Source organism: Salinivibrio sp. IB872, assembly GCF_001995345.1.
Classification (GTDB): Bacteria; Pseudomonadota; Gammaproteobacteria; order Enterobacterales; family Vibrionaceae; genus Salinivibrio; species Salinivibrio proteolyticus.
Map to the genome: position 1 here is coordinate 1 of NZ_MUFO01000001.1, position 13,603 is coordinate 13,603.

11 protein-coding genes are annotated in these 13,603 nt (G+C 50.7%); 6 read left to right on the forward strand and 5 right to left on the reverse strand.

Going from position 1 to position 13,603, the window contains the following annotated elements:
- Positions 1-279 precede the first annotated feature (279 nt).
- The 4 genes from BZJ18_RS00005 (at position 280) to BZJ18_RS00020 (ending at position 2,647) form a co-directional block, all read left to right on the forward strand.
- Positions 280-957: a hypothetical protein gene (locus BZJ18_RS00005; RefSeq protein ID WP_077454831.1), complete on the forward strand. Its 678-nt coding sequence runs from the start codon at positions 280-282 to the stop codon at positions 955-957.
- 172 nt (positions 958-1,129) lie between these two features.
- On the forward strand, positions 1,130-1,465 hold the full coding sequence (locus BZJ18_RS00010; protein ID WP_069586787.1) for a hypothetical protein: 336 nt from the start codon (positions 1,130-1,132) through the stop codon (positions 1,463-1,465).
- 101 nt (positions 1,466-1,566) lie between these two features.
- On the forward strand, positions 1,567-2,034 hold the full coding sequence (locus BZJ18_RS00015; RefSeq protein WP_077454832.1) for a CreA family protein: 468 nt from the start codon (positions 1,567-1,569) through the stop codon (positions 2,032-2,034).
- A 46-nt stretch (positions 2,035-2,080) separates the two neighbouring features.
- The gene (locus BZJ18_RS00020) at positions 2,081-2,647 is read left to right on the forward strand and encodes a DUF1415 domain-containing protein (protein ID WP_241824884.1); all 567 of its coding nucleotides are present in this window, start codon (positions 2,081-2,083) and stop codon (positions 2,645-2,647) included.
- On the opposite strand, the gene BZJ18_RS00025 is transcribed toward BZJ18_RS00020, so the two are convergent.
- The gene (locus BZJ18_RS00025; protein ID WP_077454834.1) at positions 2,599-3,300 is read right to left on the reverse strand and encodes a fumarylacetoacetate hydrolase family protein; all 702 of its coding nucleotides are present in this window, start codon (positions 3,298-3,300) and stop codon (positions 2,599-2,601) included. The genes BZJ18_RS00020 and BZJ18_RS00025 overlap by 49 nt on opposite strands.
- Positions 3,301-3,457: 157 nt before the next feature.
- On the opposite strand from BZJ18_RS00025, the gene BZJ18_RS00030 reads away from it, so the two are divergent.
- Positions 3,458-4,150, forward strand: coding sequence for an HAD-IA family hydrolase (locus BZJ18_RS00030; protein ID WP_077454835.1), 693 nt, complete (start codon positions 3,458-3,460; stop codon positions 4,148-4,150).
- Here BZJ18_RS00030 and BZJ18_RS00035 read toward each other — a convergent pair.
- Positions 4,142-4,825, reverse strand: coding sequence for a GntR family transcriptional regulator (locus BZJ18_RS00035; RefSeq protein ID WP_077454836.1), 684 nt, complete (start codon positions 4,823-4,825; stop codon positions 4,142-4,144). The genes BZJ18_RS00030 and BZJ18_RS00035 overlap by 9 nt on opposite strands.
- Before the next feature lie 208 nt (positions 4,826-5,033).
- Between BZJ18_RS00035 and BZJ18_RS00040 the strand changes: the two genes are divergently transcribed.
- Positions 5,034-7,907, forward strand: coding sequence for a ligand-binding sensor domain-containing protein (locus BZJ18_RS00040; protein WP_241824885.1), 2,874 nt, complete (start codon positions 5,034-5,036; stop codon positions 7,905-7,907).
- An 88-nt stretch (positions 7,908-7,995) separates the two neighbouring features.
- On the opposite strand, the gene putP is transcribed toward BZJ18_RS00040, so the two are convergent.
- From putP to putA, 3 genes are read right to left on the reverse strand one after another with little or no spacing between them, the layout of a single operon-like run.
- A complete protein-coding gene (gene putP / locus BZJ18_RS00045; RefSeq protein WP_077454837.1) occupies positions 7,996-9,492 on the reverse strand; it encodes a sodium/proline symporter PutP in 1,497 nt (498 codons plus the stop codon).
- A 47-nt stretch (positions 9,493-9,539) separates the two neighbouring features.
- On the reverse strand, positions 9,540-10,250 hold the full coding sequence (locus BZJ18_RS00050; protein WP_077454838.1) for an aldehyde dehydrogenase family protein: 711 nt from the start codon (positions 10,248-10,250) through the stop codon (positions 9,540-9,542).
- A gap of 27 nt (positions 10,251-10,277) precedes the next feature.
- Complete coding sequence (gene putA / locus BZJ18_RS00055) at positions 10,278-13,391, reverse strand: bifunctional proline dehydrogenase/L-glutamate gamma-semialdehyde dehydrogenase PutA (RefSeq protein ID WP_077454839.1); 3,114 nt, start codon at positions 13,389-13,391, stop codon at positions 10,278-10,280.
- Positions 13,392-13,603 lie beyond the last annotated feature (212 nt).

The window sequence follows — 13,603 nt, forward strand, 5'->3', positions numbered from 1 at the left end:
ATGCCTGATAATGCTGATATAAAACAATTATTTAATGTCCTCCTTACTCTTTTCTCGCGAGTGAGCCTTGGCAACATAACACTATTTACACTGTAAATAACGCTCATCACCTGTCTACACCCTGAACAAAAAGTGACTTTGCTCACATAATTATTGCGATTTTATGAATCCCGCCGTAATATCCGTTGCGACGGACAAATTAATGAGACTAACGTCACAGTTGTGCCGCTAGCGTTTCCCATCGGACGGACTATTTGTATTCGAGCATCTGAGGTTGATATGAAATTGGCACAGGTTTCATCCCCCGTTCGGACCGTGTTTCATGGTGCCGGGCAATTCCTAGCCATTGCGCTTTATTTTGCGGCTATCGCTGGCATTATTCATTACAGCGTCGCCGCCCATAACGTTGCCTCTGAGGCGTCACTGATTGAGCTTTCCCAGCTTATATTACTCGCCGCGTCCGTATTTACTTTTCGACGAATCGCCCATGTACATTGCGCATACAGCTCGGCAGCGTCGCTAATGAGCGCCTTTTTCTTAGTCCTGATGATCCGTGAGCTTGATGCAACATTAGACATGGTTTTCCACGGTTTTTGGAAAATCCCGGCGCTCACCGTCACGGCACTCGCTCTCTGGCCAGCAGCCAAAAACTGGCGTGAAACAGCTGAGAGTCTGGCAAGGATCGTCACATCTAAATTCGCTCCCGTACTGATGGTCGCCTTAGCGCTGTTACTCGTTTACTCGCGTTTGTTTGGCATGGGCGTGCTTTGGGAGCAAGCGATGGGCGCCAACTACGTGCGTGATGTGAAAAGCATTGCGGAAGAAAGCACTGAGCTGATGGCGTATGCCATGATTTGGCTCGCGGCACTCGGCTATTGGTTTGAAGCACGTCGCGCCCAAACGATCGGCGAGACGCAATTATCTCACCCTGTATCTGAGAACGACCTTTCGCTGTAACCGCAATAAACCTAAGCGGAATAAGCGACACAAAATGTCAGCGGCCAATGGGTCGCTTTTTTTATGTTTGCTTAAACACCAAACTGATGAGCTAGCTAGACGACCATGTCGGCGATAGTCGACATCCCGGCTTAATGCTATTATTAGTGTGAATAGATTGAGGAACTCATATATGGCTAAGTCGTTTTTCGCCTTGTTGGCGTTGTTATCATTTTGTGTGTATGCCCAACCCGAGTCCGATACCCCAGCTAACACGGGCCAAGTAGTGACCGAAAAAAACGAGTCTATTTGTAAAACCACTTTTAGTCGCGAGATGTTCAATCAGCAGATGACATTTAGCGATCAGGACAACGACAAAAAAGTGCGCCGTATTGCTGAGCGAAAAATTGCGGCGGCACGAGAGGCCTTTGCGGAAACCGGTAGCTACTGTAACGCGGCTGATGTGCTCCTCACCTTTGAACCTAAATCGCTATCCAGTAAAGATGGTGACGCACAGTTTCGAGAGTAAGTCATCATTTCCCACCTTATTCATTTGGCGTAAAAACACACAGAAACCAGACTGTGTTAGACTGTTTGCCAACATTTATTCAGGCAAAACACAAAACAGTTATGAAAAAAGTACTTTGCCTCGTCGCATTTAGTGTGATGTTATCCGGCTGTGATAACAGCGAGGTGGGCGATGTGAGTTTAGGCATGTTCACCATGAAAGATATCAAACTCAATCACTTGGTTGATCCTATCGTTACCGGCGTCACCTGCCATGTCGCGTCGGTAGAAGCCGACCTCAGCTTTGCCGATCCCAGCGACAGTGCGATCTCTTGTCGACAAACCGGTGAGATTACGCCCGAGATGATCGCACAAATTGATAAAAGCGACTCCGGTGAAGTAGTGTTCCGTAAATCAAAAAGTATCTTCTTTAAGTCGATGAAGATCCGTCGTATTTACGATGCCAAAAACCAAACTTTGATGTACCTGTCCTATTCCACCAAAGAAACCTCTGGCAGCTTTAAGCATAGCTTGTCGACCGTCCCGTTATGGGGAACCAAGGCGTATCAGTTATCGCCTCAAAAAGGCTAACAATTCACTGAATAAGCGGCTACCATAGCGGGCCAATAGACTAAAGATGCTCGCGATGAAAACGGTAGAATCTCGTATTGCGGCGTGGTTAGATGAAGTGGTTATCGGGTTAAACCTGTGTCCCTTTGCTGCCAAACCGCGCCGAAATCAACAAATCAAAATAGATATCTGCACCTCGTGTGACGACGCAGATATTCTCGAATCCGTATACCAAGCACTCACCGACTTGGCGCAGACGGATCCGGCGATCACAGACACGACCGTTCTCGTCGTCCCGAACGCACTCCACGATTTTGAACATTATCTTGATGTGCTGTCGATGGCCGAGAATCTTATCGACCATTTTGGTTGGCGAGGGACTTTCCAGCTCGCCAGCTTTCATCCGCAATATTGCTTTGATGGTTGTGAACCTGATGATGCAGAGAACCTCACCAATCGTGCGCCTTATCCGTGCTTTCACTTGATCCGTGAAGACAGTATGTCGCGAGCACTTGCACATTACGGTAAGGATCCAGAGGCGATTCCGGCGCGCAATATCGCCTGTGTCTCTGCACTCACTGCCTCTCAGCGAGCCGCGTTGTTTCCGTGGTTATCCACTGACGAAGACGCATAGACGACGCGCGTTTCACCCAAATCGCACTCCCCTAAACGCAAGGTTAACTTGTCCCCATTAGCAAGGGGACCAACCCCTTCAGGGGTGCCAGTAAACACCACATCCCCAGGACGTAGCGGGAAGGTATCACTCATATGTGCAATAAGTGGCACCACTGATGTCAGCATGTGTGCCGTATGGCCTTGCTGTCGGATTTCGCCATTAATCGCCAGTGAAAAGAAAACATCGTCCCAGTTCTTTGGGGTTGCCACAAAGGGGGTTATCAGCGCGCTGCCCGCAAATGCCTTTGCCCTCTCCCACGGCAACCCCTTTGCTTTTAGGTAACTTTGTTGGTCACGTCGTGTTAAATCCAGTCCCAACGCCATGGCCCCCAGACCTGATTGTACCTCCGACGGTGTTGCCTCATACAACGGCTGGGTGATCAGAACTGCCAGCTCGGTTTCAAAATGCACCGGCGCAAACTTCTCTGCCAACGTCAAAGAGTGACCAAGCGATTGGATCGTGCTTGGCGGCTTGATAAAAATCACCGGTTGTTCTGGAAGCGGATTATTGAGTTCCGCTGCATGCGCCGCGTAATTTCGCCCGACACAATAAACCTGTCCGACTGGGAGTGTGATCACATTCCCGTTTGTCCATTGGTGTTGATAGTCCATGTCCTTGTGGTTCCTTGGCGATTAAAAGTCGATCCCTGACCAATTTTGATAACGAATTAATACAGATTGCAAGACAGAGTTAGCATTTCAAGGGACGCTGACTTGTTGATTTTCAACTCAGCGCTAACGATAAAGCGAGGCACACAAGGGAGCCACTATGGAGCACTTTACCTTAGATGAACCAATTGCCTGCGTTATTTTTGACTGCGATGGCACCTTGGTTGATTCAGAGCAACTGTCTCACCAAGCCTTAGTCGCTACATTTGCGTCTTTCGGCGTGGCAATTGACTTGCAAGAATCATTGGATCATTTTGAGGGTGGCAAACTCACCGACGTGTTGCGCCAAACCTGTGAGCGCTACGCCGTGCAACTCCCTATCGACCAATTAGAACCCAGGTACCGTACCTTATGCCACCAGCTGTTTGAACAATCTTTACAGCCCACAGCAGGCATTGAAGAAGTGCTAAAAACACTGGCCTCCCAAGGCATCGAGATGTGTGTTGCCTCCAATGGGCCAACCGAAAAGATGGCGCATGCCTTAACCCTCACCGGCTTAATGCCTTATTTTGAAAACCGACTCTTTAGCGCCTTTGATACCAACAGCTGGAAACCTGCACCAGACTTGCTTCATTATGCTGCCATGAATATGGCATGCCCGTCTCAACAGTGCATTTTTATTGATGATACCAATCGCGGCATTCAAGCGGGTATTAACGCCAACATGCGCACCATACACTTTAACGCCAACCCAAACGCACTCACCACAACCCACCCATTGGTGCACCGTGAATATTCAGCCGAAGGGCTTAGGCAATTGTTTTCAAAGGCGTATGTGGCGATCTCACCGTGAATGGCTGCTCAGCGCAATTGCATGTTGGCGCCACCATTCTTCGTCGACACGAATGGCCTGTAATTGACCCGCGCGCTCAATCAACCAATGCCGCTCCAATTTCAATGCGGGTGTACCAACCGCTACATTGAGTGCCGCCATCGGCGCCCCTTCTAAGGCTTCCCAACGGCTGGTCCAGTGACATTGATGAATGGTTACATTGGCAGACAATTTCTCACTCATCGTCTGCTGCTGATGTTGTGGGTAATAGTCAGGTTGTAAGTAAGTGCGAACATACCCCACAGGTACGCCCACTGAAGAGACAACGCCTTCTGCTTGATAGATCGCACTAAAGGGTGGCAAGTGCATCTGTTGGCTCATTTCTGCACTGGCTAGCGTCGTCGTTTCTTTTTGAATAGCAAACTGTCCGCCTTGTGCGGCGAAATCAGTCGTCCAGTCTATCAAGTCACTGGGGTTATACCGCCAAGGATTCGGCGCAATAAACCAACCTCGCCGATCAAGCCGGTAGATACGCCCTTCTGCTTCTAAAACCGCGAGTGCTTCACGCAAAGTGACGCGCGTCGTGTGGAAGGCTTCCGCTAACTGCCGCTCTGACGGCAGCTTTTGCCCGGGGTCGAGTTGACCACTGTTGATTTGCTCTAAGAGTTGCTGGCGGATCGCCATAAACTGCATCATTGAATTAATACGCCTAGCCAAGGTTTGCGTTTCTTATGTGATCTTTCTCAACTTGCCTATTAAAACCTGACCTCAAGGTGCCAGAACTAGACACAGGTTAAGATAGAATCGCCAGTCTACTTGGAATTGCAAACAAGAACAAAAGATGTGCCAACGGATTAAGCAGGCTTTATCAAGGATTAGACCATGCCATACATTCACACTTTTCGTGTGTAGTTGGCTATTCGTTTCTCTCGCCTTGATGACCTCAAGTCACGCCGATGATAACCAGCTATCCGATTATTTTATCGAAACGTGGACCTCTGCAAGTGGCCTGCCTCACAATAGCATTAACGCGATTGAACAAACCACAGATGGCTACCTGTGGTTCGCAACGTGGGAAGGTATTGCCCGTTATAACGGGCTAGAGTTTGTTCTTTTCGATCGTGGCCCCAAAACCCAAATGCAAGATTCCGGCACCCGCGCACTCGCGGTTGGTCCCAAAAATGAGCTCTACGCGGGTGGCGCACGTGGCAGTGTCGTGATGCGACAAGGGTTTTCATGGCACGCTTTACCGACTGCACCCAGTTTAGTGAATGATATTCTACGTGACGCTGACGGCGGCCTCTGGCTCGCTATCGAAGGCATGGGCGTTGTCTATTACTCGGCTGAACAGTTGCAAATGCCTACTCCCCGGCCCACACACTTTATCGAGACAATCAGTAGTTATCGTCTCGCGTTAGCGCCCAACAAGCATATCTATGCCGCTACAGAGAAAGGGGTTTATCTCTTGTCGGCGCAGCAGGGTGCCACGCCCATCTCTCATCATAACTTGTTCGAAAAAGTGTTCTACGTCGCCACGGCTAACGATGGTGCTCTTCTCGTCGGCTCTGAGCATGGCGCTTGGCGCTATCAACAACAGCGGTGGACACCTCTCGATGGCGCCTTGCTTAACCAAGCCGTCACTCTGGTAGAGCAAGACAGTCAGGGGGCTTATTGGTTTGGCACGCTGAGCCGTGGCGTCGCCCACCTGAGCGATGGCGAACTCGACTTTCTCGACAATCATCGAGGGCTGCCGAACAATCGCATTTTATCTTGGTTTGAAGACAGCGAAGGCAGTATTTGGATTGGCACTAACGGCGGGGTCATGCGTTTACGCTATGCCCCCTTTGTCACCCTGACCGCAGACCAAGGGTTAGCAGGAAATTACGTGCGTACCGTCTTAGCAGGCCAAGACCATCACGTTTGGGTAGGCGCGAGTGAGGGGCTTAGCCAGATAGATACACAGCGTGGTAGTGCTCAAATACTAACGGATAATGTGTCGGTGCTCAGTCTTGCCCACCGCCGTCAAGGTGGACTCTGGGTGGGAACCTATCAGCATGGACTCCAGGTTTGGCAAAACGGCACGCTGCATACGCCGCGCGGCATCAACGGCCACTTGCCAGATGATGAAGTCCGAGCGATTTTAGAAAGGCCTGATAACACCTTATGGGTTGGTACTCCTCGCGGATTGGCAAAGCTCAATCAGGGGACCCTAGCCCAGCTTTATGATAGTCAGAATAGCGATATGCCCGGCAGTTATGTCATGGCATTGGCGAGCGACGAACAAGGTAAAGTCTGGGTAGGGACCGGACGCGGGGTCAGTTATATTGAAGCGGGTCAACTCCACACACTTGACCTCTCACAACAAGAGCAAGCTCAGTATGTCTTCGGCTTTTATATTGAGCCGGGATTTGTTTGGATGGCAACCGACCGGGGCGTGATTCGTTACTCGCAAACCGATGGAAGCCTTGCGCTTGTTGGTCGTCCACAGGGGCTACCGATCGATAAATTTTTCCAAATCATCAAAGATGATAGCGATAATTTTTGGTTGTCGAGTAACCGTGGTATTTGGCGCATTAACTATCAACAAGCGCATCAAGTGGCCGACGGTACGCGCCAACGCATCGACTTTGAGCATTATGATCAAAGCGATGGCATGGCGAATAACCAAGCCAATGGCGGCTCGTCACCCGCAGCGACGATAACACCAAACGGCACCTTACTATTTGCAACCGCCAAAGGCGTGGCCAGTGTAAGTCCGGATAGAATTGCGCGATTGCTCAGTCGCCCACTGCCTATTGTGATGCAGCAAGTCCAATTTGATGGTAAAGATATTAACCCCGAAGCCAATGATATCGCGCCAGCGGGTACCAATCGCGTCCTCTTTTCTTACGCTGCGCTCGGCTATTCGATGCCAGAACAAATCCAATATCGCACCCAGTTGGAGGGGTTTGAGCTTGATTGGGCCTACCGGCACGAGAGTCATGATGCGGAATACACTAACCTGTCGCCGGGGGTTTATACCTTTAAAGTGAGTGCTCGCTACCCTTATGGGGAGTGGAGTGACGATGTATTGCGTTACCAATTCACCTTAGAGCCTTCGTTGTGGCAACGTTCGGACATACGCGCACTTGGCTTTTTTCTTTTTGTGAGCGCAGCGTACGGCATCTTTTTATGGCGTATTCAACGCTTACAACAAAAGCAATTGCAGCTGAAAGCCCTGGTCAAAGAGAAAACGCAGGCGCTGCAAGCGCAAGCCGATGACTTTGAGCGGTTATCCAAAGAAGACCCTCTCACCGGGCTGGCGAATCGTCGTGCGTTTGATGAATATTGGCACCGTGCCTTTGACCAAGCACGTGAATCGGGCGAGACATTGCAGGTCGCGATTCTGGATATTGACCACTTCAAACGGATTAATGATCATTACTCCCACTTAGTGGGCGATCTGATTATTCAGCGTGTTGGCGCGTTTTTAAATCAAGAACAAAAACACTTACGCCATGTGGCACGCTGGGGAGGCGAGGAGTTTACTCTGCTGTTTGCTGGCAGCGTTGCCGACGGATTCAGCTATTTTGACCACCTGCGTCGCCAAATCGCAACGTTAGACCTGTCTGATATTGACACCACGCTCTCGATTACGGTCAGCATTGGCATGGCGGGTAATCAGCAAGCCAGTGACTATGTCGATGGGCTCAAACGCGCCGATCAGGCGCTGTACAAAGCGAAACGCGATGGCCGCAATTGTGTCCGCCAAAGCAAGAGTGAGTCGACTGCTCTGTAAAGCGATGAGATCAAAAAAGGGAGCGTTTGACGCTCCCTGGTTCATGGTTCATGGTTCATGGTTCATTACAGTCTCATGCCGTCAACGATTACGCCATGGTATCTAGGCTTTTCTCGTATCCTTCAAATTGCTTAGAGACAGACTCGCTTGGACCACCGGTCAGTTTACTGATGATGATCGCACCTAGGCCGGCCAAGAAGAAACCTGGGACGATTTCATACAAATCATAGATGCCACCCGACATCTGCTTCCAAACAACCACGGTGATACCACCAATCAAGATGGCAGCAAGTGCACCGTTACGGTTCATTCCACGCCAGAAAAGGCTCAGGAGCAAGGCCGGACCGAAGGCAGCACCAAAGCCTGCCCACGCATAAGAGACCAAGCCGAGTACCGAACTGTCTGGATCCATCGCAAGCCCCAGCGCAATCGCAGAAAGCAAGATCACAGCACCACGACCTACCATCACCACTTCTTGTGTGGACGCGTCAGGACGGAATACTTGCTTATAGAAATCCTCTGCCAATGCCGATGAAGAAACCAGTAGCTGTGAATCGGCGGTACTCATGATCGCAGCCAAAATAGCAGCTAACAGAATACCCGCAATGACGGGATGGAAAGCAGCATTCACCAACAGCATGAAAATTTTCTCGCCGTCTTTCAGATCACCGGTCATGTCATTTTGTACGTACAAAATCCCAACCAAACCGATCAACACCGCACCAAACATCGACAACGCAGACCAACCCACCGCAATGCGACGCGCTGTGGTGATGTCTTTGTTTGAACGCGTCGCTTGGAAACGGGCCAAGATATGAGGCTGACCAAAGTAGCCCAAGCCCCAAGCAGCTAATGAGATGATGCTAATCCACGTCAGCGGCTCACCGTTAACATCGCGCCAGAGTGTCATCAGCTCAGGATTGATCGCGGCCACATCATTGCCCAGTTTGAAGACACTGCCATCCATAATAACAAAGGGCACAATCAGTAGGGCTGCCGCCATTAATAGCCCCTGAACCAAGTCGGTCCAAGAGACGGCTAAGAAACCACCAAACAAGGTATAGGACACAACGCAAATCGTGCCAATCACAACCGCGGTGGTGTAATCAAAGCCAAAGACGGTAGTAAAGAGTTTACCACCCGCCACCAAGCCTGAACTGGTGTAGAAAAGGAAGAAAAGCAAAATGAAGAAGGCCGAGATCGTTTGCAGAAGCTTTGACTTATCTTCAAAGCGACGCGAGAAGAACTCAGGCAATGTTAATGCATTGTCGACTTCAATACTGTACGTACGCAGGCGCTTGGCACAAATCAGCCAGTTGAGGTAGGTCCCCAACAGCAAACCGCCTGCTAACCAAAGTGATTCCATTCCAGCCGCATAGGCATAGCCAGGAAGGCCAAGCAGCAACCAACCACTCATATCTGACGCACCGGCCGACAGTGCCGCAGGCCAAGGACCTAATGAGCGGCCACCGAGAAAATAATCCTCGGAGTCGGAGGTACGTTTATACGCATATATACCAATGACAAGCATCAGTATGAGATATGCAAGAAACGTGGCACTGATGGCATAGCTATTGTCTATCATATCTGTCCCTCAATTACATGGCCCCTTCCGGGGCCATCTCTGGAAAGTTAATGTTCACCACTGCCGAGTTCCAGAAGCGTGGCATTACCACCTACAGCAGTGATATTAATTGTGCGGGTGCGCTCGGTCACAAAGCGCAGCACATAGTCAGGCGCGCCGATAACCGGATACAGCTGGGTATCGGACTCTGCGACCAGTGCTGCAATCACACCCTGTCGTTGTGCAAGCTGACGATTGACATCACGTACGTGTGTAAGCGTGCCTGTCGTCGCTAAACCCACAATATTGGGATGCGCCAAGAGCGGCGCATTGGTATCAAGGTCAACACGAATGGCCACCCTGTCCGGACACCCTGCTTTGACCAAATCGGCCAACACGGCATCCGCCATATCGGTGTGAGTGCCCTCTACACTCACCACCACACAATTACCTGCCACCAACGCAGCCGCTAACTGCCCACACAGTGCGACATGCGTCAACGACGCATCACCTGTGATAGCAAACGTCCCGCGACCAACGGTATACAGCTCGTTGGTTTCCCCGGTTGGGCCAGGTAACTCGTGTACTTTATCGAGCAAACGCTCGGCACTATCACACTGAAATCGAATCATTTTTGCTGCGTCTGCAAAGGCTTCACCTCGTGCTGACACTGTGTCAGACCAACGCTGCAATAGCGCGACACGGCCTGCGCCACCTTGATCGTTCCAGTCTTCCCATACCGCTTCACATTGCTCAATGATGCTATTTAATTGGTTCATTTTTCTCTCCTGATCCTTTCAACCGACTTATTGGCCATTCACCGTCGCTTGAGTGAAGCGATACAAGTAATGCGGGCCACCGGCTTTCGGGCCAGTGCCTGATAAACCCCGACCGCCGAATGGCTGAACGCCAACCACAGCACCAACTTGGTCACGGTTGAGGTAACAGTTGCCAACGCGTGCACGGTGTTCAATGTGCGCACAGGTGGTTTCATTGCGGCTATGTACGCCCATCGTCAGGCCAAAGCCCGTACGGTTAATGTCATCAATCACCTTGTCCAACTCTTCAGCGCGATAGCGCACAATGTGAAGAATGGGACCAAAGTGCTCTTCACTGAGCTGATCGATGCTCCGGATCTCAAAGGCCGTTGGCGGCACAAAGGTCCCTTGGTCACACTCAGGAGAGAGCGCAACTTGCATGACTAACTTGCCACTGCGTTTCATTTGTTCGATATGCGCGAATAACTTGTCTTTCGCAGTCTGATCAATGACTGGACCAACATCCGTCGACAGCAATTCTGGGCGTCCAACAGACAGTTCAGCCATTGCGCCTTTGATCAAGCTAATCACGCGATCGGCGATATCTTCTTGGATATAAAGCACGCGAAGTGCCGAACAACGCTGACCCGCCGACGCAAATGCTGAGCGCAATACATCACGAACGACTTGCTCGGGTAAGGCGGTGCTGTCGACGATCATCGCATTTTGACCGCCGGTTTCTGCCACCACAGGCACAGGGTCGGCATCTCGCTCTGCCAAGGTACGCGTAATACGCTGCGCCGTTGGCGTCGAGCCCGTAAAGGCCACACCCGCGATACGCGCATCTTGCGTCAAGGGCGCGCCAACCACAGGTCCACTACCCGGCAAGAGTTGAATAACGCCCGCTGGGATCCCGGTTTCAAGCAACAACTCGATAGCGCGGTAAGCAATGATCGAGGTTTGCTCTGCAGGCTTAGCAACCACTGTATTTCCTGCAACCAGAGCGGCACTCACTTGCCCCAAGAAAATCGCCAATGGGAAGTTCCATGGGCTGATACAAGTGAAGACACCGCGTCCGTGGTAGCTCACCGATTGTTGGGTACCATCAAAGCCTTGGTAACTAAACGGAGCCGCCTGGAGTTCCATCGCTTGCTGCGGGTAGTAACGCAAGAAGTCAACCGCCTCGCGCACTTCATCGATACTATCGTGAATAGTCTTCCCTGCTTCTCGGTGACATATAGCCACCAACTCGCCTAAATTCGCTTCTAGTTTATCAGCAAGGTCAAGTAAGTACTTACCACGCTCGCTCACATCGGTTTTTTGCCATTCAGGGAAAGCGTTCGCCGCATTATCCAGCGCTTGGTTAACCTGTTCAGCCGTAGCCCAATCCACACGCCCTACCACTTCGTTGCGATCATAAGGAGCATGCACAGCGTGGCTATCACCTGATGGTCGTTCGCCATTCACAATCGGACCGGCTTGCCATTGGTAATCTCCCATAAAGGGCGAAACGCTATCGATGAATGGTTGCCATTCAGATGCAATGTCCGTTGCAACGCCTTGTGAGTTTTGACGGGTCGGTCCGAAAATCTCACTCGGCAGCGGAATGCGATCATTGTGCAACGTCGTATGCCCTCGCAAGATATCGACAGGGCTGGCAATCAGATCCTCAATAGGGCAGCGGGCATCGACGAGACGGTGAACGAAAGAGCTGTTGGCACCGTTTTCTAGAAGACGGCGGACAAGATAGGGCAGCAAGTCTTTGTGGCTTCCCACTGGTGCATAAATGCGCACATCACTATTAAATAAGCCTTTGGCATGGTTATACAAGGCGTCACCCATGCCATGCAGGCGTTGGAATTCAAAATCCTGATGGGTCGCCATCGCCGCAATCGCCGCGATAGTATGCGCATTATGACTGGCAAACTGGGGATAGATGAGGCCACGCACGTGATCGCTCAGCAAGAAACGCGCACACGCCAAATAGGACACATCGGTGGCTTCTTTACGGGTAAATACCGGATAGCCATGATGGCCGGTTTGCTGACACAGTTTGATTTCACTGTCCCAATACGCACCTTTCACCAATCGCATTGGGATCAAATCACCTTGTTCTTTAGCGAGCGCCGCTAGCCAAGTGATAACAGGTAACGCACGCTTAGAATACGCTTGCACGACGAGACCAAACTTGCCCCACCCTTTAACGGCATCGYCACGATAAAGTTTTTCAAACAAGGCCAGAGACAGCTCAAGACGATCGGCTTCTTCGGCATCGATGGTGATGGCGACATCTTTTTCTCGTGCACGTTTAAGCAAGACCAATACCGTCTCAAACATTTCTGTCATCACACGATCTTGATTCGCGACTTCATAACGTGGATGCAGCGCAGAAAGCTTGATAGAGACAGACGGCGACGGTCCTGAGTAGCTCGATTTTGCTGCGCCAACCGCATCAATAGCCTGTAAATAATCATTGAGATACTTGCGCGCATCGTCGGCCGTTAGGGCCGCTTCTCCCAACATATCAAAGGAATAGGTAAAGCCTTGGCTACGCGGCGTCTCACCGTTTTTTAACGCCTCGTCGATATCACGGCCCAACACAAATTGGTGACCCATGATTTTCATCGCTTGATGCATCGCTTGACGAATCACAGGCTCAGAGAGCTTATTCACTAAACGATTGATCACAGACGCAGGCTTTCCTTCGGTGCTCTCATCCAAAGTAACCACTTTGCCCGTTAACATCAGCCCCCACGTTGAGGCATTCACGAATAGCGAGTCAGAATGACGCAAGTGTGCTTTCCAATCGGCAACGCTAAGTTTGTCACGGATGAGTGCATCGGCGGTATGCGCGTCAGGAATACGCATCAGTGCCTCTGCTAGACACATCAGCAAAATACCCTCGCGTGTGTCCAAGCTGTATTCCAGCAACAACGCATCAATCATTTGCACGGCTTTCTTATCCGCACGGACTTGCTCAATGAGCTTGGTCGCCTGGCGGCGTGTTTGTTCACGCTCTGTCTCTGACGGCTCAGCAAGAGGGATCAATTGGGTTAGCCATTCACTTTCATCAACACAGTAAAGTGGCGATATTTCAGACCAAATCTGCGCTAGCGGACGCTCGATAAACGATGGCTGCATAGCATCGATGGCTTTAAACATAGTGGTATCCTCACTCACGTCCTTCCCAACTCGGGCAGGAAAATGTTACGTCATTGTTACTTGGCGATCGATTCTATGCGGGGTCTATCGTCAGGGTCTTACAAAAAGCTCCGGCATTATTGCAAAATCCTCCGGTAATTAACAAATAAAGCTGTCGATCGCCATGCCTCCATAACAAATAGGACGCATGGCGACGATAAAAATAGGCACGA

What these genes read in the sequence shown, in the direction of transcription:
- BZJ18_RS00025 (WP_077454834.1), bottom strand. Translation starts at nt 3,300, where the DNA reads ATGGACTATCAACACCAATGGACAAACGGGAATGTGATCACACTCCCA.
- putP (WP_077454837.1), bottom strand. Translation starts at nt 9,492, where the DNA reads ATGATAGACAATAGCTATGCCATCAGTGCCACGTTTCTTGCATATCTC.
- BZJ18_RS00030 (WP_077454835.1), top strand. Translation starts at nt 3,458, where the DNA reads ATGGAGCACTTTACCTTAGATGAACCAATTGCCTGCGTTATTTTTGAC.
- BZJ18_RS00010 (WP_069586787.1), top strand. Translation starts at nt 1,130, where the DNA reads ATGGCTAAGTCGTTTTTCGCCTTGTTGGCGTTGTTATCATTTTGTGTG.
- BZJ18_RS00020 (WP_241824884.1), top strand. Translation starts at nt 2,081, where the DNA reads ATGCTCGCGATGAAAACGGTAGAATCTCGTATTGCGGCGTGGTTAGAT.
- BZJ18_RS00005 (WP_077454831.1), top strand. Translation starts at nt 280, where the DNA reads ATGAAATTGGCACAGGTTTCATCCCCCGTTCGGACCGTGTTTCATGGT.
- BZJ18_RS00015 (WP_077454832.1), top strand. Translation starts at nt 1,567, where the DNA reads ATGAAAAAAGTACTTTGCCTCGTCGCATTTAGTGTGATGTTATCCGGC.
- BZJ18_RS00035 (WP_077454836.1), bottom strand. Translation starts at nt 4,825, where the DNA reads ATGATGCAGTTTATGGCGATCCGCCAGCAACTCTTAGAGCAAATCAAC.
- BZJ18_RS00050 (WP_077454838.1), bottom strand. Translation starts at nt 10,250, where the DNA reads ATGAACCAATTAAATAGCATCATTGAGCAATGTGAAGCGGTATGGGAA.